This window comes from Nitrospinota bacterium (assembly GCA_016235255.1).
Taxonomy (GTDB): Bacteria; Nitrospinota_A; UBA7883; order UBA7883; family JACRLM01; genus JACRLM01.
On sequence record JACRLM010000087.1, the window covers coordinates 22,926 to 47,214 of the forward strand.

Genomic DNA, 24,289 nt, shown 5'->3' on the forward strand with positions numbered 1-24,289 from the left:
GGCCGTCAGCTTTTTATCCATTCGCGCCAGTTTTCCGGGAGGTCCCCCCGTTTTTTATAGCGCAACATGGCGTCCTTGCAGCCGCACTCCCTGGGCATGCCCGCCGCCGCCGTCAGCGCGGAAATGGCCATGGCGGGCAAGGCGCGCATCGCCGTCTGGACAGTCTGTTTTTCCTCCGGCGTCTGCATACCCTCGAAAAGCTCCCCTTTGACGTAGTCGCGGCGGCATATGCCTTCAGCGTAGTTTGTCAGGTAGCACACCGACGCGTAGCACATCTCAAGCTCCCTTGCCAGGAACAGCTCCGGGACCAGCGTCATGCCCACAAGGTCGGCCCCGTATGAATGGAAGAGGCGGATTTCCGCCGCCGTCTCAAGCCTGGGCCCTTCTGTGCAGATATAAACCGCCTCGTGATAATTCTTTGCGCCGGATAATTGAAGCGAATAAAGAAGCGCGTGACGCAGGTCCGGGCAGAATGGATCGCTCATGCGGATGAAACCCGCGCCGCCGCCGGTGAAAAAAGTGGAGGGGCGAGATTTCGTCTGGTCTATCACGTCATGAGGCACGGCGAAGGCGCCCACTTCGAACGAAGGATTGATTATCCCCGGGCCAGACCATGATATTATCCGCTCCACCCCCAGCTCCTTGAGCGCCCAGATGTTGGCCCGGTAGTTGACGAAAGGAGCGGCCACATTGTATCCCCCCTCGCCGTGGCGGGACATGAAGCAGAACTCCATGCCGTTCACGCGAATTTTGAAGACCGGCGAATGGGCGCCAAAGGGTGTGGCGACGGGAGCCACGGGAACGGGAGCGCTCAGCAGGCCATTTCCGATAAGGTCATAGGCGCCGCTGCCGCCGATGACGGCCAGTGTTGTCATCCGGTCACCAGTCCTTTCCCTGTCTTGGAGTTTCCTTCATCATCCTGTTGCGGATTTTGTTGCGAAGGTTTTTTTCGTCAGCCGCCACTGCGGATAGCACCTGGCTGGCCTGCTCCCCGGTCATGCCTTCCGCGCCATCTTTGCCATCCTTTTCATCGCCGTTTCCCTGGTCTTTTTTGCCTTTGTCTTTTTCTTCCGGGTGTCCGGAATCGCCGCTTTTCCCGTCCTGCTGGTCCTTGGCCTGTTCCTGTGGCCGCTGTTGCTGACCGCTCTGGTTGTCCTTTTTTTCGCTGTCGTCTTTCGCGCTATTATCCTTGTCGTCCTGGTCCTTTGGCGATTGGTTCATGTTCGCCTTTTTTCTCGCTTCGTCCAGCTTTGCCAAGGCCAGTTCCAGCCCCTTTTTCACATTTCCGTCCGCCGGATCGGCCAGGATGGCGGACTTGAATCCCGCCACCGATTTTTCCAGAAGGCCCACCGCCATGTCCGCCCGCCCGGTCTGCAAGGCATGATCGCCCGCCTTGTAAAACGCGGCCCCCTGGCCGGCGACGGCGCTTTTTTTGAGGGCGGGATCCTTTGATTCGGCCGCCCGCTCGAAGGACTTGGCGGATTCGCCGTAATTCCCAAGCTTGTAGAACGCCTCCCCCAAGTTGAAATCTATCTCCCTGGACCGAGGGTCAAGGGTTCCGGCAAGCTTGTAGCTTTCCAGCGCCTCTTTATATTCCCCCTTCGCGTAAAGATCGTTCCCTTTGCGGTTGGCGAAATAGGCCGGATCGCCGAATCCGTACGAAAGAACCGCGGCGGCGATGGCCAAGGCCGGCCTTTTCATGGACTGAATGTCTTTCCGCCAAGCATTTTCATCACCAATCCTTCGCGCAGGCCGTAGTCCGATACAATGATATGGTCCGCCCCCGCCGCCTGCATCGTGGCCAGCAGGATGGCGAATCCCGGGACGATAAGGTCCTCCCGTCCGTTTTTCAGAGATGGAATCCGGGAGCGCTCCTCAAGGGTCATGGAACATATCTTGTTTCTGAGCGATTCTACGGCGTCCGCCGTCAATTTGTATCCGTTTATGCGGACAGGATCGTATTCCACCATGTTCATGTCCATTGCGGCGATGGAGGTTATGGTCCCGGCTGTTCCCACCAGCGTCACATCACGCACCGGAAGGTTGTTGAACACCATGTCCACGGTGGTCTCCACTTCGTCCACAAGGCGGCAGTATTCAGCGTCTTCCACCGGATGTTTTGTGATGTATGTCTCCGCCAGGCGCACGACTCCAAGGTTGGTCCCGTATGATGCGGCGGCCCGGCCCTCCTCCGCCAGGATGTATTCCGTGCTTCCGCCCCCCACGTCGAAAAGGATGAACCTCCCGTCCTCTTTTCCGACAGCCAGCGCGGCTCCGGTGAGCGCCAGATGCGCCTCCTCCTCCCAAGGGATCACCGTGAGGGACACCCCGGCGGTCTTTTGCAAAAGCGCGTCAAGCTCCGCCGTGTTGGATGCGTCCCGGGCAGCCGACGTGGCCGCTATGGTCAATTCAAAAGGGCGGAACCGCTCCGCTTCGCGCAACAGTCCGGCCACCCCGTCCACGGTCCTTTTAATCGCTTTGGGATCGAGTTTACCCGTGACGTGCAGCCTCTCGCCAAGCCGCGTGATCACCTGCCCGGAATAAACCTGCGAAAAGCCGTTTCCGGCGCGCTCGGCCACCAGCATGCGCACGGTGTTCGTGCCCAGGTCCACTGCGGCGGCGCGGGTCATTTTCTTTCCGTTTCAAACAATATGGCGTCCTGCTCCAGGAGCCCTAAAAACTTTTCCACCGCGTCGGGATCGAAATGGGAGCCGCTTCCGAGGCGGAGCTGTTCAATTGCGTCGGCCATCCGCATTTTGGGCCTGTATGGGCGGGTGGACAACATGGCGTCAAAGGCGTCGGCCACCGTTATGATCCGCGCCCCCAGGGGGATGGCGGAGCCGGATATGCCCACAGGGTATCCGCCGCCGGAGAACTTTTCATGATGGTGCAGCGCTATGCGCACGATGTCCTGGAAGTCCTCCACGTTCGAGAGGATGGCCGCGGTCATCGTTGGGTGCGACTGCATGGCGGCCCGTTCCTCGTCCGTATAAATGCCGGGTTTTAGCAACACACGGTCCGGTATGCCTATTTTGCCGATGTCATGGAGCATCCCGGCCAGATATATGTTTTCAGCCTCCGCGTCACCCAATCCCATCTCGCGCGCCACAGCCTTTGCGTTGTCCGCCACGCGCCAGGAATGACCCTCGGTGTATTTGTCCTTTGCCTCCACGGCGGAGACGAGCGCCATGACGGTCTCGTAAAAGAATTTTCTGAGCCGCTGGTTTTTCTCCTCCAGCTGCGCCGTGCGTTCCCGGACTTTCTCCTCCAGGTTTTTCGTGTACTCGATCTTTTCGCGCAAAAGCCTGGTGCGTTCCACGGCGTTGGCGGCGCTCAGGGTGAGCCTGTCGAATTCCATGGGCTTGAACTGGAAATCGAACGCGCCGTGCCGGAGGGCCTGGATGGCCACGTCCACGTCGGCGAACGCCGTGAGCAGTATTATTGAAAGGTTGGGGTCGATGGCCCTTATGTGGGGTATCATGTCCACCCCGCTCATCACCGGCATCTTCACGTCGGTGACCACGGCGTCAAAAACGGACTCCTTCACTTTTTCAACGGCGTCTGCCCCGTCCACTGCGGTGACGCATTCGTAGCCCATCTTTCCGAAACGGCGCTCGAGCACCTTGCGGACGCTCTCCTCGTCGTCAACGAGGAGAAGTTTACCAAAACCTGTTTTTTCCATGGATGAATTATAGCAAAACGCCTATCCCGGCGCTCAATTTGTGGGAAAGCCCCTAAATTAAGATAAAATCCCCTTGTTGATTATATCCGAAAATCCTTTTACGGAGATTTTTCCATGGCGTCCCTTCACGAGATAATCGCTTTCACCGATTCCTACCTGGACACTGGCTCCATAAAGGACTATTGCCCGCAGGGGCTGCAGGCGGAGGGGAGAGGGGAAGTGGGGAAGATCGTTTCAGGCGTGTCGGCCTGCGCCGCTCTTTTTGGCGAGGCGGTGAAACGAAAGGCGGACGCCGTGCTGGTCCACCACGGCATGTTCTGGGATTCGGAACCGAGGGTTTTGAAAGGAAGCCTTAAGGAACGGGTGAAACTGCTGCTGGAAAACGATCTTTCGCTCATCGCATACCACCTGCCGCTGGACAGGCACCCAGTGTCCGGCAATAATATCCAGTTGGTCAAAAGGCTGGGGCTTGTGGACGCGGAGCCTTTCGGCGACTATCACGGCAAGAGCATCGGCTACGCCGCGAAAACGGCCGCGCCGGTGAAAATAGCGGCGTTCATGGAGACAGTTAAGGAGAAGATCAATCCCGCGGCCCGGTTCCACGCCTTCGGCCCGGGTGAAATAAAATCAGTGGCCATATGCTCCGGCGCGGCCCCGGAGCTTGTGCGTGAGGCGATAGAGCGCAGGGCGGACATGTTCATCACCGGCGAGGAGCCGGAATGGATATACCATCTGGCCCGGGAGGAGAAGATACATTATGTTGCCGCCGGGCATCACGCCACCGAACGGTTCGGCGTGATGGCGTTAGGCGAGGTGATATCGGAGAAGTTCGGCGTGCCGGTGGAGTTCGTGGACATTCCCAATCCGATCTAACCAAATGACGGGGTGGCGATCGTCCCGTTGATTTTCACTATTGTGGCGCCGTCCGGCCCTTTCGGGAAGAATGACAGCAACGGCGAAAGCTTCTCCCCAAGCTGGCCTGTCAGGCGGATGTGCGCCTTCAAGGCAAGCCGGGAAAACCGGGGATCGGGCGCGGGGATGATTTCACCCTCCACCGAAAAGTCGAACATCGGCCCCTTGAACTCGCACCGGTTGAAAACGGCCTTGCCGGACTTGAGGACTATGTCCACAATACCGGAATCTATCGGTGTTTCGCCCAATGGGCCGACAAGCACCTTTGACAACATCAGCGACCCGGACGAAAGGGTCGCCTTGAAGCTTCCGTCACCTTTAATAAGCCCGGCGGCGGGGAGCGATATCTCACCGTATCCGTCCACTCGGCCGCGCACCTTGCCCCACCCCTCCTCTTTCCATATGGACATAAGCGCCGGATTCACGCCATCGAGCTCAAGGGTGAGTTTTGAGCCATCCTTGCCGAATCCGGAGCCGGCAAAATAAATCCAGCCGTCCAGAGTGGACGCCGAAATGGAGATGCCTTTTTTCAACATCAGCGCCGAGAGTATGGATGGCCGGGCGGTGACGCTTCTGGCGGAGAGTATCTCCACGTTACGCCCCGGATCGGGGAGCGATATTGCCGCATCGTAAAGTTTGACGCCGGGGGGGAAAGATAACGACGCGTCTTTCGCTTTTATAATCACCGGAGCTCCGGTGGAAACTTTTTCGACGACGGACATCAGGATGTCCGACGGGAACCGGACATAGAAAAACACCGCGAACGCCGCGATAAAGAAAAATATGTAGCCCGAATAGCGCGAAAGCTCCGGCATGTCCGAAAGCCGAGATTTCACCTTTTCCAGCGCCGGGCGCAGCCATGCCGGGACTTTAATTTGCGGGGCTTTCAATTTTGACATCACCGCTTTCATTGCGCAGCCTCATATCCCGCGATTGTTATGGAGACGTCCAGAAGCGACGGATCCTTGAATTGGGGTTTTATGGAGACCCGTTTCACCCGGAGAGACGCATCGGAATTGCGCACTCCTTCGGCGAACCGCACCAGCCGCGCCAGCGTGATCTTCTGCATGTTCACGTCCAGAAGCGTTTCTTTGATGTTCCCGGCGGTCTGCGGCTGCTGGGGTGTTATCCCGGTGATGTTTTCCCGCGCCCCGGTCATCTGCGCCAGCCCCTCTATTTCCCCCACCAGCGAAAGTCCCTGCGGGCGGCGGCGCACGTCCGCCTCCAGTTTATTAAGACCGGCGCGCAACGACTCCATCCTTCCGGAAAGCGCCGAAGCTTCGGCCAGCTCTTCGGCCTTGGTCTCTATCTTATTTTTCATGGTGGCCCGCCGCGCCGCAAGTGGCTCATAAACGCCCACCCATAGGATGGTGAGGGCGATGAACGCCGCCGCCGCCATCACCATGTTGCGCTCCCTGGGCTCCATGTTCCGGATGTTATTCATCGAAATCATATTTTCAGTTGGCCTCCAGCGAAATCTTGAAGTCCACCGATTGGCCTGTGGCAGAGGCCTTCACCCCTTCCACCGCCGCTTTTTTCACCCATCCAAGTTTCTCCAGCCGCTTTTTGTATAGCTCCACCTTGTCGAAAGACTCGGTCCTGCCGGTGATAGAAACTTTGCCCCACTCGTATGTCAGTTCGTCCGTGTCCAGCCGGGTGTTCTCCGGGACGGAGGATGTTATTTCCCCAAGCCTGTCGAGGAACGGATCTTTTTCCGCAAGCGCCGGGCCAAGGGCGCCCGCCCTGTTCTCCATGTCCTTCAGGCTGCTTTTCATCTGCTGGATTTCGGATACGATGTTGGTCACCTCCGGCATCGCGCGCTTGAACTCCGCCCGCAGCGCGGTCTTCAATCCATCGTACTTGCGTCCAAGCCTGATCTCCCCGGATATGTACGATATGGCCCCGGCCGCCAATAGAATCGCCAGCAATACACCGGTGACGGCGATTTGCCTCCTGTCGCCTGTGAACCGTTTCTTTTTTGCGAACTGGCCTGTGCGAAGGTTCATGACCGTCTTTTCCCGGCTGTCCATGGACTCGCAAACCGCCACCGCCGCCCCAAGCGCCGCCGCGAAAACCGGGGCCTTTTCTTGCGGCGTCATCGGGATGGATGAATCCACTCTCTCCACCACAAAGCCAAGCTCCTCCTCCAGCGCCCACCCGACGGCCTGCGCGTTTCCGATCTCTCCGCAAATGATCACATTTTTTACGGGGGTGAAACTTTCGTCGTCACGGGCGGCGGCGATTTGCGCCATTTTTATTTCTCTTGAAACGTCATTTGCGAATTTTTTTAGCGGCTTGTCCCAATTGGCCTTCAAGCTCTCAAGTTTCCCGCCCGTCCCGGTTTTCAGCGCCTTGTCGTGGCTCAAAATGGTTTCCACATCAACAGGCGCGGTGTGGAACAAGGCGGCGGCGCCGTTTTTCAATATCACTATGCTTGCGTTCTTATTGTCAAATTCCAGCGCAAGAGCCCACGTGGCGGCGGGATTGGCAACGGATTGCGAGATGGCGGCCTGGGATGGAATTATCCAGTCCGGGTCCGCTCCGGAAATTTTCAGCGTCTCGATGAACGCGGCCATGTCGCTTTTAAGGGCAAGCGCGCCTAAAACGCGGGTGATCCCGGAGTTCACCTCGACAGGCGACCACGCGCACACAAAATCGTCCGCATCGAAAGGTGAAAGCGACTCCAGCTCGAACGGCAGCGCGTCGCTTATCTGGCGCGCTTTTACGAAGGGCATGCGCACAGAGCGGCTGGTGATCTTGTCCGCCGGGAAAACCGCCGCCACATGGTCTTCCGCAGGATCGAAATCAAGGCTCCGCAGGGCGCCAGAAAGCGTTGCCTCGATTTTGCCGGGCGTATCCAGGCCGAACTTGACGACATTCCGCACCTCGTGGCCCCGGAAACGCTTTTCCACCACGGCAACCTTGATGTTTGCCGTCCCGATGTCTATCCCGAATATTCGCATTTTAAAACACCTTGTAGTAAAGCACGTCCACCGAGCTTGAGCTGCGCCGGTAAACCGCGCGGATCATCCGGGACGTTTCGCCGAATGTGGCGGCCGACTCGGCGGAGTAATAGTCGCTTTTCACTCCGATAAGGAGCGATATTTTCGGATACAGGTCCGAAACGCCCGGCACGCGCTTGATATCTTCCTTCACGGTGAAAGGGCTGGCCGTCCGCTCCCGGATTATCCCCTTGGCCACATCATCGCTGATGTCTTCGTCCAGGGCCATTAGCACCTTCTCCTCCGCCGTGTTTGCGTTGACGGCCCCCTCCGACCACACCGTGACGTACGGGCGAAGCTTGCGTATTGTTTCCGGGGCGAATCCTTTTACCAGCGCAAGCTCGTCCACGGAGTCGAGCCTGGCGTTCTTGGCCTTGTACGGTTTTTTAAGCGAAAGGTAATAGCCGTCCTCGGCCCCGTTGGAGCGCGGCTCCGGGTTGGAGTCCATCCAGTCCACAAGGCTATCGGCCAGTCCTTCGTCCAGCTCCAGTATCTTGAGAAGCCGCTGGAATACAGGGATCCATCTGTCTTCCGGATAGCCCCTGTCGGATGTGAGCCTGTTCAAGTCCAGCTTGCCGGACTCGTCCCGTATGGACACGAAAGCATATTCGTCGTCCAGCGGTATGGGAATGGAGCTTTGAGCCCACTCGTCCGTGAGCGCGTCCCGGGGCAATCCCTTTTTCGCGTCCTCCATCAGGATAAGTTTGGCCGCCGCCTGGCCGGAGCGGGCGGCGTACAGCGCGCGCGTGTCGTCCCGGAAACCGGCCGCCAGCGCCGATTGTATCCACGCCTTGTTGAACATGTCGAAAATGGCGATGGTCAATAGCGCCACCACGGTGATGGTGAGGATCAGGGCCATCCCCCCCCTGTTGGACAAAGGACGCGCGATTCTCATGATTTCCCCCCCACGGGCATGAGCGCCTGTTTTTTCACGGAGCGGCCCGTTTCATCGGCCAGCTCAAATTCGAGGCTCACCGCCTGGGGAAGCGCGCCCCCCTTGTTTTTCGAATCGTATGTGTCCGCCCACTCGCCGTTGGCGTAATAGCGCAGGCGGAAAGATTTGATTTTGTCCGTCACCTCCATCGCTCCGGCCATTTCTTTGGACGACTCCAGGTCGATTACGTACGGATTTTCGGAGCGGACGAGGGTGAGTATTTTCGTTTCCGGATCGGAGACGGTGTACCAGACGATCTGCGCCTGGTCGCTCCCCGTGTCCGGCCCTGCCATACGGCCGCCAAAGCCCGTGAATTTCAGCTGGCTTAACTCCTCGCCGCCGATTTTCTCCCCCTTGCCGGAAAAGATTCCCTGGGTGTTGTTCGTGTACATTGCGGCGGACGAAAGGTCCTCGGACATCTTGCGGATGATAAAGCGCGCCGTGTGATAAAGCTCCGCCTGCTCCTCCACCCCCCGCCCCGCGCCCAGCACGGCGGAGAAGGAGCCGAACACCATTGTGCCGATGATGGCCATGATCGCCACCGCGATAAGCGTCTCGATCAGCGTGAAGCCCGTTTTGTGTCCCGTTTTCATTTCTGCATGTACGCCTTGAGCCTGAAAATCCGGCGCTCTTTCCCGTCATTTGCGCCAAACACATAAACGCCCGTCTCCCACACGCCGCCAAAGGGGGTCTCCTTCACCTCCACGCGCCAGGCGTAGGCCGGATAGTCCTCCCGCGTCTTTTTCTCCGAGACCCCAGCCTCCGGCAATTGGCCCATGTAAAGTTTCTCCATCTCCTCGCGCCCCAGCGTCACCGCGTCGGTGAGCGAGACCGCCTCCGCATTCATCAAAAGCGCCTTGTTGTTCGCCGAAAGCAGCGTCACCAGCGCGATGGAAAGTATCGCCATGGCCACCACCACCTCCAGCAGGGTGAACCCCGCCGTGTCAAACAGGCCTGGCCGTGAATATCTTGAGCGCATGGTAACCTTCCAATATTTTCACCCGCCCCGTGAGCGGCGCCACGGTGAGCGTCATCTCTCGCCCCGCCTCGTCGGTCAGGTATATGGCCGCCTCCTCGGTGAACCCTCCGGGATAAAAGTGGATCGCCGCTTCGCCTTTCACCGCCTTGCCCTCCCCGGCGGTCTGCACGCCGGCGATATGCAGTTGGCCGGAAAGCTTCGTCTTTTTGGCAAAGGGCAGCCGCGTCTCCTCGAAAACGTTCTCCTTGTTCAAAAGCCACACGTTAAACTCGTTTTTCTCCATGTCCATCGTCAGCCGGTACACCATGCCGGTGGCCGCCGCCCTGTCGTACATGTACGATATGGTACCGGCGATCTTCCGCGCCCCGTACTTCAGCCGCGATGCGCCCACGTCCGGCAGACGCGGCACGAGCAGCCCCGCCATGACGGCGATGATCACCATCACCACCATAATCTCGATGAGCGTGAACCCGCCGCGCCGCCGCATGGCCGTCAGTCTATCTCCCAGCTGTTGATGTCGGCGTTGTTCCCTTCGCCGCCGATCTCGCCGTCGGAACCTTTGGACACAAGGTCATACTCGCCGCGGGTTCCCGGTGAGATGTACATATACTCGTTCCCCCACGGATCTTTCGGCGTCTTGGCAAGATATCCTTCCGGCCGCCAGTTTTTGGGGATCTGGCCGGAGGTGGGCTTGCTCACCAGGGCCGTAAGGCCCATTTCCGTCGTGGGGAAAACTCCATTGTCTATCTTGTACATGTTTAGCGCGGTCTCTATCGCCTTGATGTCCGTCTTTGTCTTCGTGATGCGCGCCTCTTCCGGCCGCCCCATGATCCGGGGGACGATCACCGTGGCCAGTATGCCAAGGATCACCACCACAACGAGTATCTCTATAAGCGTGAAGCCGGCGCGGCTCCTTTGTGCCAATGTCATTTTGCCTCTTCTCCTTTATCTATTTGACCACCTGGCTTAACTCGAATATGGGGAGCAGTATGGCCATGACTATAAAGCCGACCACCGCCCCCATCACCAATATGAGCACAGGCTCCACCAGCGACGTTATCGCCGACAGGGCCGTTTCCACCTCGAATTCGTACGCGTCGGATATTTTTTCCAGCATGTCCGGCAGCGACCCGGTGCGCTCCCCGGCGTCTATCATCTGCGTCACCAGCGGAGGGAAAAGCCCGGAGCGGCGCAATGGCGCGGCGATGGGCTGGCCCTCGGTGATGTTCACGATCGCCCCTTCGATGGCCTTTTCGATAAGGGTGTTCCCCACCACACCGCCGGTCACCTTCAAAGATTCAATCAGCGGCACCCCCCCTTTAAGCAGCGTGGACAGCGCCCTGGCGAACCTGCCGATGGCGGCTGCCCGCGCCAATTCTCCGAACACGGGCAATTTTAAAATCGCCGTATCAAAACGTTCCTTGCCCTCTTTGGTCTTAAGGTGGCGCTTGATCCATATTCCAAGCCCGATCAGGATCCCTATCAGCGCCCACCACCATTTTGAAAGGATGTCCGATACGAACAGCAATATGACGGTGGGCATGGGCAGCCCCTGGCGCATGTCCTCGAACATGGACTGCACCTTGGGGGTGACGTACGCCAGCAGGTACAGCAGCACACCGCTTCCGATCAGTGTCATCACCGCCGGGTATATCATCGCCGCCGTGACCTTGGAACGTTGCCGGAGCCGTTCCTCGCCGAAGGTGGCAAGGCGGTTGAGCGTCACGTCCAGCGACCCGGATGCCTCTCCGGCCCGCACAAGGTTCACATACAGCGGATCAAACTGGTCCGGATATTCCGCCATCGCCCCGGCCAATGGTGAACCTTGCATCACCTTTTCGCGGATGCCGGTGACGATTTTCTTGAACCGCACGTTCAAAGTCTGCTCGATGAGCGCGTCCAAAGACTCCACCAGCGTCAGCCCTCCGGTGGAAAGGGTGGCCAGATGCCGGGTGAACACGATGACGTCCTTTGTGGATATGCGGTCGGTAAGGCTTTTAAGCGGATTGGCCAGAAGCTCCCGCCGCCCGGTGTCCTCCGCCAGGGTGGTTATCAAAAGGCCCTTCTGTTTGAGCTTCGTACGGGCGGAGCGGGGGCTGTCCGCGTCTATGATCCCGGCGGCTTTGGCCCCGGCCGTGTCGTAACCTTTATATTCGAATACCGGCATCGTCTATACCTTCATCAATCCCAGTCCGATGTGACCCGCACAACTTCTTCAAGCGATGTGGCCCCGGACATCACGCTCTCCGCCGCCTGTTCCCGCATGCTCTTAAAGCCCTTGGCGGCGGCGGCGCGGCGTATCATGGAAGCGTCCGCCCGCTGCGTTATCAGCGAGCGGATCTCATCGTCTATCAGCAGCACCTCGAAAATGCCAAGCCGCCCTTTGTATCCGGAGTTCGCGCATTCGGCGCATCCGGCCGGATGGTAAAAGACCGTGTCCGGGGCGAATCTTCCCCGGTCCACCCCGAGTTTTGCGAAATGTTCATCGCTAGGTTTATATTGTTTTCTGCACGCGGGACATAGCGAGCGCACCAGTCTTTGCGCCAGCGAGGCTGTGAGGGACGAGGAGATCAGGAAAGGCTCTATCCCCATGTCCACAAGCCGTGTGACGGCCCCGGCGGCGTCGTTCGTATGTATGGTGGAGAAGACAAGGTGGCCTGTGAGCGCCGCCTGCACCGCTATCTGCGCCGTCTCCCTGTCGCGTATTTCGCCCACCATTATCACGTCAGGATCCTGCCTTAGTATGGAGCGGAGCCCGGAGGCGAATGTGAGCCCCACCTTGGCGTTCACCTGCATTTGCCCGATCCCGCCCAGCTGGTATTCCACCGGGTCTTCCACGGTGATGATGTTCTTGTCCGGCGAGTTGATGGACGATAGCGCCGAATACAGCGTGGTGGTCTTGCCCGATCCCGTGGGACCTGAGACCAGGATGATCCCGTGGGGGGAGCGGATGAGTTTTTCTATCACGTCCCGTACGTCCGCTGGCATCCCAAGCTGGCCGAAGCCGACGAGCATGGTGGACTTGTCCAGAAGGCGCATCACCACCCGCTCCCCGTGGGAGGTGGGGATAACGCTCACGCGCACGTCTATCTCCTTGCCCGCGATGACGATCTTGAGCCTGCCGTCCTGCGGCAGCCGCTTTTCCGCGATGTCGAGCCCGGCCATGATCTTTATGCGCGACACGATGAGAGACTGGAATTTCTTCGGCGGCTTGACCACGTTTCGCAGCGTACCATCTATGCGAAACCGCACCGCAAGGTCGCGCTCGTATGGCTCTATATGTATGTCCGACGCTTTTTCCTTTGCCGACTGCACAAGGATGGAATTTACCAGCCGTATCACCGGCGCCTCGGCGGACGTTTCCAGCAGGTCCTCCGGCAGGTCGTGGACTATGGCCGAAAGGTCCGCCTCGCCGGCGATGTCGCTCATGATCTCGTTGGCTGATCCGGCGGACATGTCATAGGCCTTGTTGATGGCGTCCATCAGCCCGTCCAAGTCCGTGGCCACGGCCTCCACCGGCACGCCGTAGATAAGCCGCAAGTCCGCCATTGGGCGCGGATCGTCCGGCCTGCCGGTTGCCACCACAAGACGCCCTTCCTCAAGCTTTAACGGCAGCAGTATGTTGTCCCTTGCGAACTGGAACGGCGTTCTGGCCACAAGCTCCGGGTCCAGCGATTTAACGTCCACCGCTTCAATCCAGCCGAGGCCAAGCTCGTCGGCGATGGCCCTGTTTGGCGAAACGGAGCCGCTTTCACCCGGGGCCAGCGCTGTGTCCGGTCCGGAGTTCATAAAGGGGCCCCGGCGTTACCCGGTTCAACAAGTTCCACCTCTCCATCTGGCTCAGGAGCGGGGGGCGGCGATGGAGCCTGGCTTTCTCCGGAAGGAGCGTCCACCGGTTTTTCCGGTTGGACCGGCGCGGCTGGCTCAGCATCCAGCGGGGATGGCTGCTCCGGCGCGGCTACTTCGCCCGCCGCCGATTCAGCCGGCTTTTCAGCGGGCGCAACGGGCACAGGCTGCTCCACCTTTTCCTTCACCCCGGATTTTTTCTCCTCCAGCTTTTTTTCCACTGGCGCGGCTTTTTCCGCGGCTGGTTCCTTGACCTCTTTTACGGCGCTTCCAAAATCACCTTCAAGCTGGGTGTTCACGGAAATCTTGCCCCGCTTGGAGTTGGTCACCGCGTCAGCGTCCTCCGCCTTGGTGATAATGTGCGGCGTGAGGAAGACGATCAGGTTCGTCTTGGTCTTTTGCTTCTTCGCCGATTTGAACAGCCAGCCGAACAGCGGCACGTCGCCGAAGAAGGGTATCTTCGTCTCCTGGTCGGTAAGGTCGTCACTCATCAGCCCGCCGATGACAATGTTCTGCGAATCATGAACGACAACCGTGGTCTTCACCGAACGGGTGAACGTCATGATGTCCTTGGCCACCTGGTCGGCGGTGGGGAGCACCGATGAAATCTCCTGGTACACGGCCATGCGCACCTCGCCGGAGTCGGATATCTGCGGCTTTATCTTCAAAGTGATACCCACGTTCTTGCGCTCGAAGGTGGACACCACGTTGCCCCCCGTGGTCTGCGACTGGCTTGTCTGGAACGGCACGTTCTTGGCCACGATGATTTCGGCCTCTTCGTTGTCGGTGGTCATGATGTTCGGCGTGGACAGCACGTTCACCCCGCTTTCCGACTGCATGGCGTGAAGCAGCGCCCCGATGTTGAGGAACTCCGCCCCGCCAAAGGATATCAGGCCGTCCACAACGCCCACCGTCAGCCCCTGCGGGGCGTTGAGGGGGTTTTGCGCCACGGTGTTGATGTTGCCGTAGTTCGTGCCGCCGATCCCCTGCACGCCGGTGTTGGTGAAGTTGGAAGTGGTGCGCCACTCTATGCCTAACTCCCGCGTCTTGTCGCTGGAGACTTCCATGATAAGCGTCTCCACGAACACCTGCTTGCGGCGGATGTCCAGCTTGTCTATCACCTGGTTGAGGGTCTCGTAATCGTCCACGGAGGCTGTGATCACAAGGGAGTTTGTGATCTTGTCCGGCGTGATGGTCACCTTGTCCTGCAGCTTGAGCGCCTGCGAGGGGGCGCCCTGCCTGCCTGCCTGGGCCGTGGCGGGCTGGGCCAGGGTCATGTTGTTTAGCACTTTGGCCACGTTCTCCGCGTCCGCGTTCTTCAGGTAGCGCACGTTCACGCCGCCTCGCCCGGTCTCCGGTTTCACGTCCAGCCGGTCAACAAGCGATTGTATCTGCTCCATCATCGGCTTTGCGGCGATCACGATGAGCGCGTTGATCCGCTCGTCCGCCATCACCATCACCTCCGCCTGGCTCCATCCTCCGGTGGCCGTCTGGGCTCCTGCCGCGGCCTGACCAGCCGCCGGAGCGGCCGTCCCTCCGCTTTTTACGTTGCGCGTCTTGAATATCTTTTCCACCTTGTCGGCCAGGTCTTTCGCCCCGGCGTACTTTAGCTGGATGACGGCGGTGATCTCCTCATGGGTCTGCGAGTCCAGTTGGTCGAGGATGGCGGCCAGTTTTTCCACGTTGGAGGCGTTGTCCACGATTATCACCGTGTTGGTGGCGCCAAATGCCGTGATGAAGCTATAGCTGGGGACAAGGGGGCGCAACACGTTCACTATGTCGTCGGCCTTCACATATTTCAGCGGGAACAGCCTTGTGATCATCCTGTCGCCCATCATGGCGGATGGCTTGAAGGAGCCGCGCTGGCGGGCGTCCATGGCCGGCACCACCTTTATCACCCGCCCTGCTTCCACCAGGGAATAGCCGTGGACCTCCAGCGTGGACTCCAGCACCCGTATAGCCTCCGCCGCAGTGACGGGCTGGGGCGATACGATGGTCACTTTGCCTTTCACTTTTTCGTCTATTACGAAGTTGCGTCCGGTGATCTCCGCGATGAACTTCACGACAAGCTTGATGTCCATATCGCTAAAATCAATATTCACCTTTTCGCCCGATTTCAAAGGTTCGGCCCGGGTGGACATGTCCACCTTGTTGGCGATCCCCCCGGCTGGTGATGGAGGTGGAGGGGGGACAGGCGCATCCGGCCGCGCCATGTCCGGCTTTGGCATATCAGGCCGGGCCATATCTGGCCGGGGCTTTGCCTGCATCACCGGCGTTGCGGGGGGCTGTTGCTGGGAAAACGGGGGAGGAGGAGGCGCGGCGGGGGCCTGTGGGGGCTGTGGCGCCTCCGGGGCGGGCTGCTGGGCCGCCTGCGCCCCATCGTCCACCACCTCCTGCTGCTGTGCGGCGGCCATGCGCGATCCGGCCGCGATGGCCAGGATGGCGGCGGTCAAAAGCAGCGCCGCGATGGTCTTTCTTTTTTTGATTCGGGTCTGTCCGGTCATTGCACGCTGAACCTCATGGATGATTTTTGACTGTTCCGCACAAGATCTACGTTGAAATCCGTCTCATTGCGGAGGGCCTGGAAAAGCTCCAGCCCCTTTTCCGCGGAGTTTAACTCTATGCCGTTTATCCTTTTGACCACGTCCTGGTTCTGCAACCCGATCTTGTCGAACAGCGAACCTTTGCGTATCGCAAAAATCTTGAATCCGTCGGTGGCCCCTTCCTTGGTCATGTTGGGCACCGCGCGCACGTCGGTCAAAAGCTGGTTCATGGAGGCCAGTTGCGATTCCAGGTACCGTTTGGATACGGAGTAATCGGTGTCTGACAACTGGCTCACGTCCTGGCCTGGCGTTCCCTTGGCCGCCATTGCGGCGCCCCTGCCCCCCATTCCGGCCCCCTCGCCGAATTCAACCTCCAAAGACTCCATCCGCCCCTGCCGGTTCAAGATCAGTTTGTTCCTGAAAATGGCGGATATCATGGCTCCGGAAACCTGGTCCCCCATCTTGAAAAGTTTTTGTTCCTTGCTATCCTGCAACTCTATGGCGGCCAGCCGGTATTTCCCTTCCGGATCAATCACTGTGCCCACCAGTTTTAAAGGAAGGGAAGTTTTCGGCGCACGCAAGTCCGAGCCCCCCCCCAGCATAGAGCCCATCGCCGGGCCGCTGTCCACCGTTTCCTCCGGCCGCTGGGCCGAGTTGAATATATTCTTTTGAATAATAAAGCCATAGTCCGTTTCCGCCGCCGGGGGAACAGGACGGAAAGGCTGGGGCGCAGGTTTGGCCAAAGCTGGTTTGGGAGCGGACGCAAAGCTTGCCGCTATGATCGCCGAAGCCGCCCCGGCGGTCACCCACGCAATCCAACCTATTGTAAACAGGTGGATTGCCGTCCATCCTCGTTTCGGTATCCGTATCTTCATCCGTTCACTTTATCGTTTGGCCACACGACACCATTGGGAGTGGTACGGACAGGGGAGCGTGATTTTAGTAAATACTGGATAAAAAGTGGCTAAATGGTGGAAAATTATCTTTTTATTTGCCCCGCCACACGCTTATATCGTCACCTATCGTATTCTCTATGGCCACGAGCGTCTTGTTCACCTCCAGCACCATGGTCGGCTTTTTCTGGCTCACTTTCACCATGGCTCCGGGGGCGATGCCAAGCGACAACAACTTGAACATCCTCCCTTCGTGGGGGGTGTTGATATGGGCGATGCGGGCCTCTTCGCCGGCCTTCAGGGAGCTTAACGGCATCACCATGCTGTCCACTGTCCTGCGCTCTTCCTCGCAGCATTTCCCTTTTGGGATGGGGGAGCCGTGGGGGCATGTGCGCGGATGGCCAAGCAGGATGCATATGGACTCCACAAGCTCCGGCGCCAGCACATGCTCGAACTCGCATGCGGCGTTCTCCGTCTCGTTCGGGGCCACGTTTAGCACGTCCGCCACCAATCTTTCGGCGAGGCGGTGGCGCCGGATAATGTCCCGCGCCACTTCACGTCCTTTGTCCGTAAGCTCGATATTGGTCCCGTCGAAAAGCACCACGCCGCTTGCCGAAAAATCAGTGAGCGATTTTTCAAACTCCCCGGTCTGGTCGTGGGTCCTCAATGATTCAAGGGTGAGGTCGTGGCACTCGTCCAGATGCCACAGCATCTCCAGGAACTCGTCTTTCCGGAAACGGTCTTCATCTCCGCCCATATCGGCCTTTCTGTGTTCCAAGCGTTAAAAAATGCCCAGCAGGGCGTTTAGCGCCGTCCCGGCTGCGATGGCTATCACCATTATGGCGCCGTTGATATAAACCGCCGTTTTCAGCCCAAGCTCCTTTATCATCATCATGGTGTTGGAAACGCAGGGGATGAAAAGGGTCATCACCACAAGCCCCACGATTATCTGGCGGATGTCCAGCGCCCCGGAGTCCACCATATTCTTAAAGTATACCGCCCCCAGTTCACGCCGCGCCAGCACGAGAATGAACACTTCCGTCACCTTGTCCGGCAGCGACAAAAGCCCGGTGACGATGGGTTGCGAAAGCTGCTTTACAATCCGCAGAAGCCCAGTTTTGTCCATGCCGTAAATGAGTATGGCCCCGCCCATGAAAAGCGGCAGCGCCTCCACGAGGAACGAGCGCACCCGGAAGTATGTTTTCCGGCCTATGTTCTTAAGATCGGGAGCCTTGAAGGCGGGAAGCTCCAGAATAAAGTCCGAGACGCGGTCGGTCTTCAAAAGCCGGTTTAGCAATATCCCGCAAACGATCTGGGTCAAAGTAACGGTCCCGATGACAAGCACGATTGCCGAAAAAGGAGTGGTGGCGAGGATCGCCAGCATCACGCCAAGCTGCACGGCGCAAGGGACGCCCAAAGCGATGAGAAACGCCGCGATCACCCTTTCCTTTCGCGATTCAAGCATCCGGCTTGTCATGGTGGCCATGGTGTTGCATCCGAACCCCAGCGACATGGAAAGCACCGCCTTGCCGGTGAGCCCCATATAGGAGAACATCCTGTTGGCAAGGACGCTAAGGTTGGGAAGGTATCCCACTTCTTCCAGAAAGCCGACTATCAGAAAGAACACCACAAGGATCGGCACCACGGTTTCAACGGCGTTCATCAGGCCCATAGTGACAATCCCGTATGGCCCCACCATGAAATCGCGCAACACTTGATTGGATATGGATGTCTCTATCAAAACGGTCAATGGGGCAAAGAGCGTCATGTGCAAAAGGTTGGCGATCCAAGTGGCCACGATGGCCACCCCCTGGAATGTGACCCACATGACGCCCAATAGTATCGGCCATCCGAAGACCGGATGGCGCGACGCCCAACCGGCGTAATGGGCAAACCCGGGGGCCGACACAAGCCGCTGCGCCGTGACGTTTTCGGCCACCCTGTCCGCCCATGCGGAGCAGGCGTTGAACACCGCCTGTTTCAAGTCCATCGTTGGAGTCTTGCGGCGCAAAGTTTGAGAAGCGTTCTTTATGACTTCCGCCGCGCGCTGGCCGAATTCGGCTAAAGCGAGTTTATGCTCTCTTTCGCCCCCCAGAAGGAACACCAGCGCCTCACCCCGGGAGACGCCGCGCCCGCTGCCCGCCAATTCCCTTATTACCGTGTCCACCGCTTCGTCCACCGCCGGATGGGGCAGCTGCACCACCCCTTCCTGCGGCACGGCCTTTTTGATCGCCTGCTCGATTTCGTTTAGTCCGATCGCCTTGGCGGCGTCAATTTCTATCACCGGCGACTTGATGCTCCGCGAAAGCTCTTCGGAGTCCACAGCCATCCCCCCCTTCCAGGCGGCGTCCGTCTTGTTCAGGGCGAACACCGTGGGTATGGACAGTTCGGCGATCTGCGAGAAAAGCGTGAGCGACCGTTTCAGCCGCGTGGAATCGGCCGTGAAAATTATCACGTCCGGCTTGCCTGTTATCAGCGCGTCGCGCGAAATGCGCTCCTCCCCGGAGAGCACATGCAGGGAGTTGACCCCCGGCGTGTCCCATATTTCGTATATCTCGCCGCCGATACGGCATTCGTCCCGGATGAGCTGAACTGTGCTGTGGGGATAATTGGACACCTCCGAATAGGAGGGGGCGAACATATTGAAGATAGCGCTTTTGCCGGCGTTGGAAAGGCCTGCGATCACTATTTTCTTTTTAGCGTGAGGCTTTGGCCCGGGCTGTACCGCGTCGTTCAAGGGTTTCGCAACCTTTGCAGGAACCCGGCTATATTATCCGCCGCGCGCCCCGCCGCCCCTTTTCCACCGAGCAAAAGCCGGATTTTGCCCAGTTCGCCGCGCATATGGTCACGCTTGGCCTGGGAGGTAAGGTATGGCAGGGCGGCCGCGGCCACATTCTGCGGTGTGGCGCTCCACTGGATCAGTTCCGGAGCGATTTCGCGCCCCGCCACAAGATTAGGCAGGCCGGCCCATTTAACATGGGCCAACGATTTTGCCAGCATGTATGAAAACGTGTCCGATTTGTAAACGATCGCCATCGGCGTTCCCGCTATGGCGGCCTGGAGTGTGGATGTGCCGGACTTGCAAAGCAGGAAGTCGCACGCGTTCATCACTTCCCATGTCCGCCCTTTGACGATCAAAGGATCGTCCCCGGCGGCCTGGGCCAGGCGGCGCATCATGCCCAAATCAACGGAATCGGCGCAGGCGGCCACGATCTTCACAGGCTTTGTGGCCCGTATGATTTTCACCGCGTCGAGCATCAGCGGGAACATCCTGTTCACTTCGCCGTTCCTTGAGCCGGGCAAAAGCCCAAGAAGAATCTGCCCCGCGTGCGCCCCGAACTCGGCCCTCAACGCTTCCCTGTCCAATCCTTCCATTTGCAGCTCGTCAAGGATGGGGTGGCCTGAAAACCTTGCTGGCACTCCCCACCCCTTGTAAAATTCCTCCTCGAACGGGAACACCACGAACATCATGTCCACCCAGCGTTTGACCGCGTGTATCCTGTAACTGCGCCAGGCCCAGAACTGGGGCGCCACATAATAAAAGACCGGTATCCCGGCCGCGTCCGCCGCCTTGGCCAGCCGCATGTTAAAATCCGGATAGTCGATGATTATCAGCGCCTCGTATTCTCCGGAGGATATCTTCTGCTTCATCTCGCGCAGGACCTTGAGGAAAAACCCGATGCATCCCAGCATGGACGAAACGCCCACCGACGACATCTGGGCGATGTCGTAAAAAGTGGCGCCCCCCGCCTCGCGCATCCGCTGGCCGCCGATGCCTTCCACGGCAAGGTTGTCCATGCGATCGCGCAGCTGTGAAATCAGCCGCCCGGCGTATATGTCGCCCGACTCCTCCCCGGCCACCAGCATGATCTTGCGTTGACGGGGTTTGAGAATGCCGCGCCCTATTGTGCTGTGAAGCGTATCTGCCATACTCTGAATATCGCTTCCAAAAATATTTTCCAGGACATCTTGGACTTGCCGCCCACCCTGTCTGTGAATACTATCGGTATCTCTTTTATTTTAAGCCCCTTTTTATGGACGCGATAGGTAAGCTCTATCTGGAACGAGTAGCCTTCCGACCGCACGGCGTCAAGGTCTATGGCCTCCAGCGTCCGCCTGCGGAAACACTTAAAGCCCCCCGTGACGTCATGAATTGGTATGTTGAGGATTGTGCGCGAGTACACGCTGCCGCCGATGGAAATCATCTTGCGCAACAACGGCCAATTCTCCACCCCGCCACCTTCCACATACCGGGAGCCGAGCACCAGGTCCGCTCTCTTTATCTCCTCCAGGAATTTTGGAAGGTACGCCGGATTGTGCGAAAAATCGGCGTCCATTTCGAACACAACGTCAAAATCCCGCGCCAGGGCATACTTGAAACCAGCTATATATGCGCTCCCCAGCCCCATTTTCCCGGGGCGGCGAAGGATGTCCATTTTCTCAGGATCGAGTTCCTTCATTTTCTCGACGATGACGGCCGTGCCATCGGGCGAGTTGTCGTCCACGACGAGGATACGGGCGGAAGGAACGTGCGAATGGATGGCTCCCGCGAGCTTCTCCACGTTCTCCGCCTCGTTATAGGTCGGGATGATAATCAGGACTTTTTGATCCATGCAAAAACCGCCTCAAATTCCAGCCGCCACCCCAAGCGGGTGGCCTGATATTGAAAACAGCTATTGTATTGCAAGGGGGCAGGGGGGTAAATAGCGGGATTTGACCGCGGTGGTTTCTTTGAAGCAGATTACGATTCGAGCCCATCAAGCAAAATCAAGACGCGCCTCTTGATTTCATCGCGGGTTCCACGGAATGCGGCCATGATTTCTTCTTCGGTCCCCTTGGCTTTCGCAGGATCCTCCAATGGCCAATGATCCTTGCGCGCGCCATGGGGCAGCGCCGGGCATCGCTCGTCAGCCTCGCCGCACACGGTGACCACCAAGTCCGCGTTTTGGATCATTTCATTTTTGAGGATTTTGGACTCCTGGCCGGAAATGTCCACCCCCGCCTCTTTCATCACCACGACAGCCCGTGGATTTTTGCCGTGCGCCTCGATTCCGGCGGACTGGACGCTGACGCCGCCACTTAATGTGCGCGCCCATCCCTCCGCCATCTGGCTGCGGCAGGAGTTACCGGTGCACAAAAACAGGATGTTGATTTTGCCCATATAAAAATACCGGCCTGATCATACGGCCAGGCCGGCCTGAAAACAACCTTCAGTACTTTATTACTGTCCGGAACGCAACACGCGCCGGATCGTCGCTTGTGCCGTCAATGTCGCGCTTTGCATACTCGAGCGTGAACGCAAGATTGCTCAAGTGATAGCGGGCCGCGATGGCATACTGCGAGTCCTTGGTGGCGGTGGCTCCGGTCTTCTTCGTGGTGTCATAGGCCTGGTATGCGCCATATACCTCCAGGGCCTTGGGGAGCACGAAGTAACCGACTCGTCCGTACCACCCCTTGATCTCGTAGCCGGGAAGGAGTGTGTCCTTGTCCCCGGTCTTCAAGGCGGCGTATTCGCCGTCTATCCAAAGCCCGAGGTCGGCCATGTTGAACTCGAAACCGGCGGAGTACATCATGCGGTCGATGTCCACCACGGTCTTGGTGTTCGAGTTGCTAACGGTGACGGCGCTGCCGTCGTCGCCCACCGCGCCGCTGTACGCGTTGAGGTTGACCACGGCGTTGTCATGCTTGTTAATGCCGTAGCCGGCGTTGATGCGCAGCCCGTCGATCGGCTTTGCGATGATGGCGGCGGTGTAGGCCGCGTCACCGAAACCGTTGGACCATATCGCCTTGCCGCCCGACAAAGAGCCGCCCACGTCACCGTTGTTGCCGTAGCCGTTGGTGGCGGAAATCTTCACCGTGGCCATGTCGGCGATGTTCTTGACGGCGAATTCGACGCCGCGGTCGCGGGTGTTGTTCGAACCGGCCAGAAAGTTTGTGATCTGGGTCTTGCCCGCGACGAACTCCTCGAGGTTAGGGATGGCCGAGCCGCTGATCACGCCCACTTCGTAGGAGCCGTAGGGGCGGAACTGGCCGATGTTGATCTCGAAATCCTTGCCAATGGGCCGGATGGTGGCCCACCCTTCCACGAGGAAGGCGGAGCTGGAAGCGCCGGTGCCGGAGCCGATGGATCCGGAACCGTCGAAGAACACGTTATAGCCCAAGACGCCGTCGGCCATGTTCCCCTTGGCTCCAAGACGGGCCTGCTTTAACTGGAACCCGAAGGACTTGTCCTTCCCCTTGTCTCCATTGGCGTCCACGGCGTGGTTGTAGGCGTTCTCGTCGAGAATGCCCCACATGGTCGAATAGCCGTACACCTCGTTGTTGTCGTTCACCTTGAACGCGGAAGCGTCCTTGGGCGAAATGGCGCAGAAGGCCGCCACGGCGGCGCCGTACGCCACCATCTTCTTCAGTCTGTTCATGATCATTTGCCTCATTAAGTTAAGAACGGTAAAAAACATGGCCGCCGATGGCGCGGCCCCCTCCTCACTCGATTTTCTTCAGCTCTTCGGCCACAACGGTCGCCGGTATCGGGAAGTATCCGTCCTTTACCACGACCTCCTGCCCTTCTTTGGCAAGGACAAGCTTGAGGAACTCCTTTGTGATCGGATCGAGCGGCTTGCCCGGCGCCTTGTTGATATAGACATAAAGGAAGCGCGAAAGAGGATATGTGCCCGCGTATGCGTTCTCCGCCGTGGCTTCATACACCTTTGCGCCCTCTTTTTCCGACAGTGGAACGGCGCGTACCCCGGCGGTGGAGTACCCGATGCCGCTGTAGCCCATGGCGCCCTTGTCGCCGGTCACCCCCTGCACCACAGAGGCCGAGCCTGGCTGTTCCTTCACGGTGTCCTTATAGTCGCCGTTTTTCAGCACGTGCTCTTTGAAGAAGCCGTACGTGCCAGAAGCCGAATTACGGCCATACAGGCTGATGGGCTTGCCCGCCCATTCGCCGGAAAGTCCCAGCTTGTCCCACGCCGTCATATCGTCCTTGGCCCCGCGCCTGCGGCTCTTGGAGAACACCGCGTCCACCTGCTCCAGGCTCATGGACTTTATGGGATTGTCCTTGTTGACGAACACCGCCAGCGCGTCCACCGCCACGCGTATCTGCGTGGGCTTGTAGCCGAACTTTTTCTCGAACTGGTCGATCTCGGTCTCTTTCATCCCGCGCGACATGGGCCCAAGTTGCGCAGTGCCGCTGATAAGGGCCGGAGGGGCCGTGGAAGATCCCTTGCCTTCGATCTGCACCTTGGTGTTCGGATAAAGCTTGTTGAACCCCTCGGCCCATAGGGTCATCAGGTTATTGAGAGTGTCCGACCCTATGCTCGACACGCTCCCGCTGACCCCGCTCACCTTTTTATAACCGGATATTTTTGGATCCACCTTCACCGTTCCGGCGGACGCCAGGCCCGCTGAAAGGTTGAAGGCCGCCACGGCCATCGCCATGATCAACGCTGTCAACAGATTCCGCGCACGATTCATTTTATTTCTCCATTTGGTTCCG

Annotated in this window: 24 protein-coding genes; 1 reads left to right on the forward strand and 23 read right to left on the reverse strand. The window is 58.7% G+C overall.

Annotated elements, in window-relative coordinates; genetic code table 11:
• Positions 1–5 precede the first annotated feature (5 nt).
• From HZB29_11985 to HZB29_12000, 4 genes are read right to left on the reverse strand one after another with little or no spacing between them, the layout of a single operon-like run.
• The gene (locus tag HZB29_11985; GenBank protein ID MBI5816317.1) at positions 6–875 is read right to left on the reverse strand and encodes an MTAP family purine nucleoside phosphorylase; all 870 of its coding nucleotides are present in this window, start codon (positions 873–875) and stop codon (positions 6–8) included.
• Positions 876–879: 4 nt separating this feature from the next.
• Positions 880–1,701 (reverse strand): tetratricopeptide repeat protein, encoded by an 822-nt coding sequence (locus HZB29_11990; protein ID MBI5816318.1) that lies wholly within the window; start codon positions 1,699–1,701, stop codon positions 880–882.
• Positions 1,698–2,630 (reverse strand): Ppx/GppA family phosphatase, encoded by a 933-nt coding sequence (locus tag HZB29_11995; GenBank protein ID MBI5816319.1) that lies wholly within the window; start codon positions 2,628–2,630, stop codon positions 1,698–1,700. Before HZB29_11995 ends, HZB29_11990 begins: the two co-directional genes overlap by 4 nt.
• Positions 2,627–3,682 carry a response regulator gene (locus HZB29_12000; GenBank protein MBI5816320.1) on the reverse strand — a complete coding sequence of 352 codons (1,056 nt, stop codon included), beginning with the start codon at positions 3,680–3,682 and terminating at the stop codon, positions 2,627–2,629. The genes HZB29_11995 and HZB29_12000 overlap by 4 nt, the downstream gene beginning before the upstream one ends.
• Before the next feature lie 114 nt (positions 3,683–3,796).
• On the opposite strand from HZB29_12000, the gene HZB29_12005 reads away from it, so the two are divergent.
• Positions 3,797–4,555 (forward strand): Nif3-like dinuclear metal center hexameric protein, encoded by a 759-nt coding sequence (locus tag HZB29_12005; GenBank protein MBI5816321.1) that lies wholly within the window; start codon positions 3,797–3,799, stop codon positions 4,553–4,555.
• Here the strand turns inward: HZB29_12005 and gspN are convergent.
• The 19 genes from gspN to HZB29_12100 form a co-directional block, all read right to left on the reverse strand.
• On the reverse strand, positions 4,552–5,493 hold the full coding sequence (gene gspN, locus HZB29_12010) for a type II secretion system protein GspN (GenBank protein MBI5816322.1): 942 nt from the start codon (positions 5,491–5,493) through the stop codon (positions 4,552–4,554). The two genes, HZB29_12005 and gspN, sit on opposite strands and share 4 nt — an antisense overlap.
• A gap of 8 nt (positions 5,494–5,501) precedes the next feature.
• Positions 5,502–6,047 (reverse strand): type II secretion system protein M, encoded by a 546-nt coding sequence (locus HZB29_12015; protein MBI5816323.1) that lies wholly within the window; start codon positions 6,045–6,047, stop codon positions 5,502–5,504.
• A gap of 4 nt (positions 6,048–6,051) precedes the next feature.
• Positions 6,052–7,557 carry a PilN domain-containing protein gene (locus HZB29_12020; GenBank protein MBI5816324.1) on the reverse strand — a complete coding sequence of 502 codons (1,506 nt, stop codon included), beginning with the start codon at positions 7,555–7,557 and terminating at the stop codon, positions 6,052–6,054.
• A gap of 1 nt (position 7,558) precedes the next feature.
• Positions 7,559–8,491: a type II secretion system minor pseudopilin GspK gene (gene gspK / locus HZB29_12025; protein ID MBI5816325.1), complete on the reverse strand. Its 933-nt coding sequence runs from the start codon at positions 8,489–8,491 to the stop codon at positions 7,559–7,561.
• On the reverse strand, positions 8,488–9,123 hold the full coding sequence (locus HZB29_12030) for a prepilin-type N-terminal cleavage/methylation domain-containing protein (protein ID MBI5816326.1): 636 nt from the start codon (positions 9,121–9,123) through the stop codon (positions 8,488–8,490). Before HZB29_12030 ends, gspK begins: the two co-directional genes overlap by 4 nt.
• Complete coding sequence (locus HZB29_12035; protein MBI5816327.1) at positions 9,120–9,509, reverse strand: prepilin-type N-terminal cleavage/methylation domain-containing protein; 390 nt, start codon at positions 9,507–9,509, stop codon at positions 9,120–9,122. Before HZB29_12035 ends, HZB29_12030 begins: the two co-directional genes overlap by 4 nt.
• Complete coding sequence (locus HZB29_12040) at positions 9,475–9,996, reverse strand: prepilin-type N-terminal cleavage/methylation domain-containing protein (GenBank protein ID MBI5816328.1); 522 nt, start codon at positions 9,994–9,996, stop codon at positions 9,475–9,477. Before HZB29_12040 ends, HZB29_12035 begins: the two co-directional genes overlap by 35 nt.
• Positions 9,997–10,001: 5 nt before the next feature.
• A complete protein-coding gene (gspG, locus tag HZB29_12045) occupies positions 10,002–10,439 on the reverse strand; it encodes a type II secretion system major pseudopilin GspG (protein MBI5816329.1) in 438 nt (145 codons plus the stop codon).
• 19 nt (positions 10,440–10,458) lie between these two features.
• Entirely contained in the window at positions 10,459–11,676 is a 1,218-nt protein-coding gene (gene gspF, locus HZB29_12050) for a type II secretion system inner membrane protein GspF (protein ID MBI5816330.1), read from the reverse strand.
• A 14-nt stretch (positions 11,677–11,690) separates the two neighbouring features.
• Positions 11,691–13,298 carry a type II secretion system ATPase GspE gene (gspE, locus tag HZB29_12055; protein MBI5816331.1) on the reverse strand — a complete coding sequence of 536 codons (1,608 nt, stop codon included), beginning with the start codon at positions 13,296–13,298 and terminating at the stop codon, positions 11,691–11,693.
• A complete protein-coding gene (gspD, locus tag HZB29_12060; GenBank protein ID MBI5816332.1) occupies positions 13,295–15,859 on the reverse strand; it encodes a type II secretion system secretin GspD in 2,565 nt (854 codons plus the stop codon). Before gspD ends, gspE begins: the two co-directional genes overlap by 4 nt.
• Complete coding sequence (locus HZB29_12065) at positions 15,856–16,773, reverse strand: hypothetical protein (GenBank protein ID MBI5816333.1); 918 nt, start codon at positions 16,771–16,773, stop codon at positions 15,856–15,858. Before HZB29_12065 ends, gspD begins: the two co-directional genes overlap by 4 nt.
• Before the next feature lie 112 nt (positions 16,774–16,885).
• Positions 16,886–17,548, reverse strand: coding sequence for a metal-dependent transcriptional regulator (locus tag HZB29_12070; GenBank protein MBI5816334.1), 663 nt, complete (start codon positions 17,546–17,548; stop codon positions 16,886–16,888).
• Positions 17,549–17,572: 24 nt separating this feature from the next.
• Positions 17,573–19,528, reverse strand: a complete 1,956-nt coding sequence (feoB, locus tag HZB29_12075; protein MBI5816335.1) for a ferrous iron transport protein B — start codon at positions 19,526–19,528, stop codon at positions 17,573–17,575.
• Complete coding sequence (lpxB, locus tag HZB29_12080; GenBank protein MBI5816336.1) at positions 19,525–20,721, reverse strand: lipid-A-disaccharide synthase; 1,197 nt, start codon at positions 20,719–20,721, stop codon at positions 19,525–19,527. The genes feoB and lpxB overlap by 4 nt, the downstream gene beginning before the upstream one ends.
• Positions 20,694–21,404: a polyprenol monophosphomannose synthase gene (locus tag HZB29_12085; protein MBI5816337.1), complete on the reverse strand. Its 711-nt coding sequence runs from the start codon at positions 21,402–21,404 to the stop codon at positions 20,694–20,696. The genes lpxB and HZB29_12085 overlap by 28 nt, the downstream gene beginning before the upstream one ends.
• A 128-nt stretch (positions 21,405–21,532) precedes the next feature.
• Positions 21,533–21,952, reverse strand: coding sequence for an arsenate reductase (thioredoxin) (arsC, locus tag HZB29_12090; protein MBI5816338.1), 420 nt, complete (start codon positions 21,950–21,952; stop codon positions 21,533–21,535).
• A gap of 49 nt (positions 21,953–22,001) precedes the next feature.
• Positions 22,002–23,210, reverse strand: coding sequence for a hypothetical protein (locus HZB29_12095; GenBank protein MBI5816339.1), 1,209 nt, complete (start codon positions 23,208–23,210; stop codon positions 22,002–22,004).
• Positions 23,211–23,274: 64 nt separating this feature from the next.
• Positions 23,275–24,267: a phosphate ABC transporter substrate-binding protein gene (locus HZB29_12100; protein ID MBI5816340.1), complete on the reverse strand. Its 993-nt coding sequence runs from the start codon at positions 24,265–24,267 to the stop codon at positions 23,275–23,277.
• Positions 24,268–24,289 lie beyond the last annotated feature (22 nt).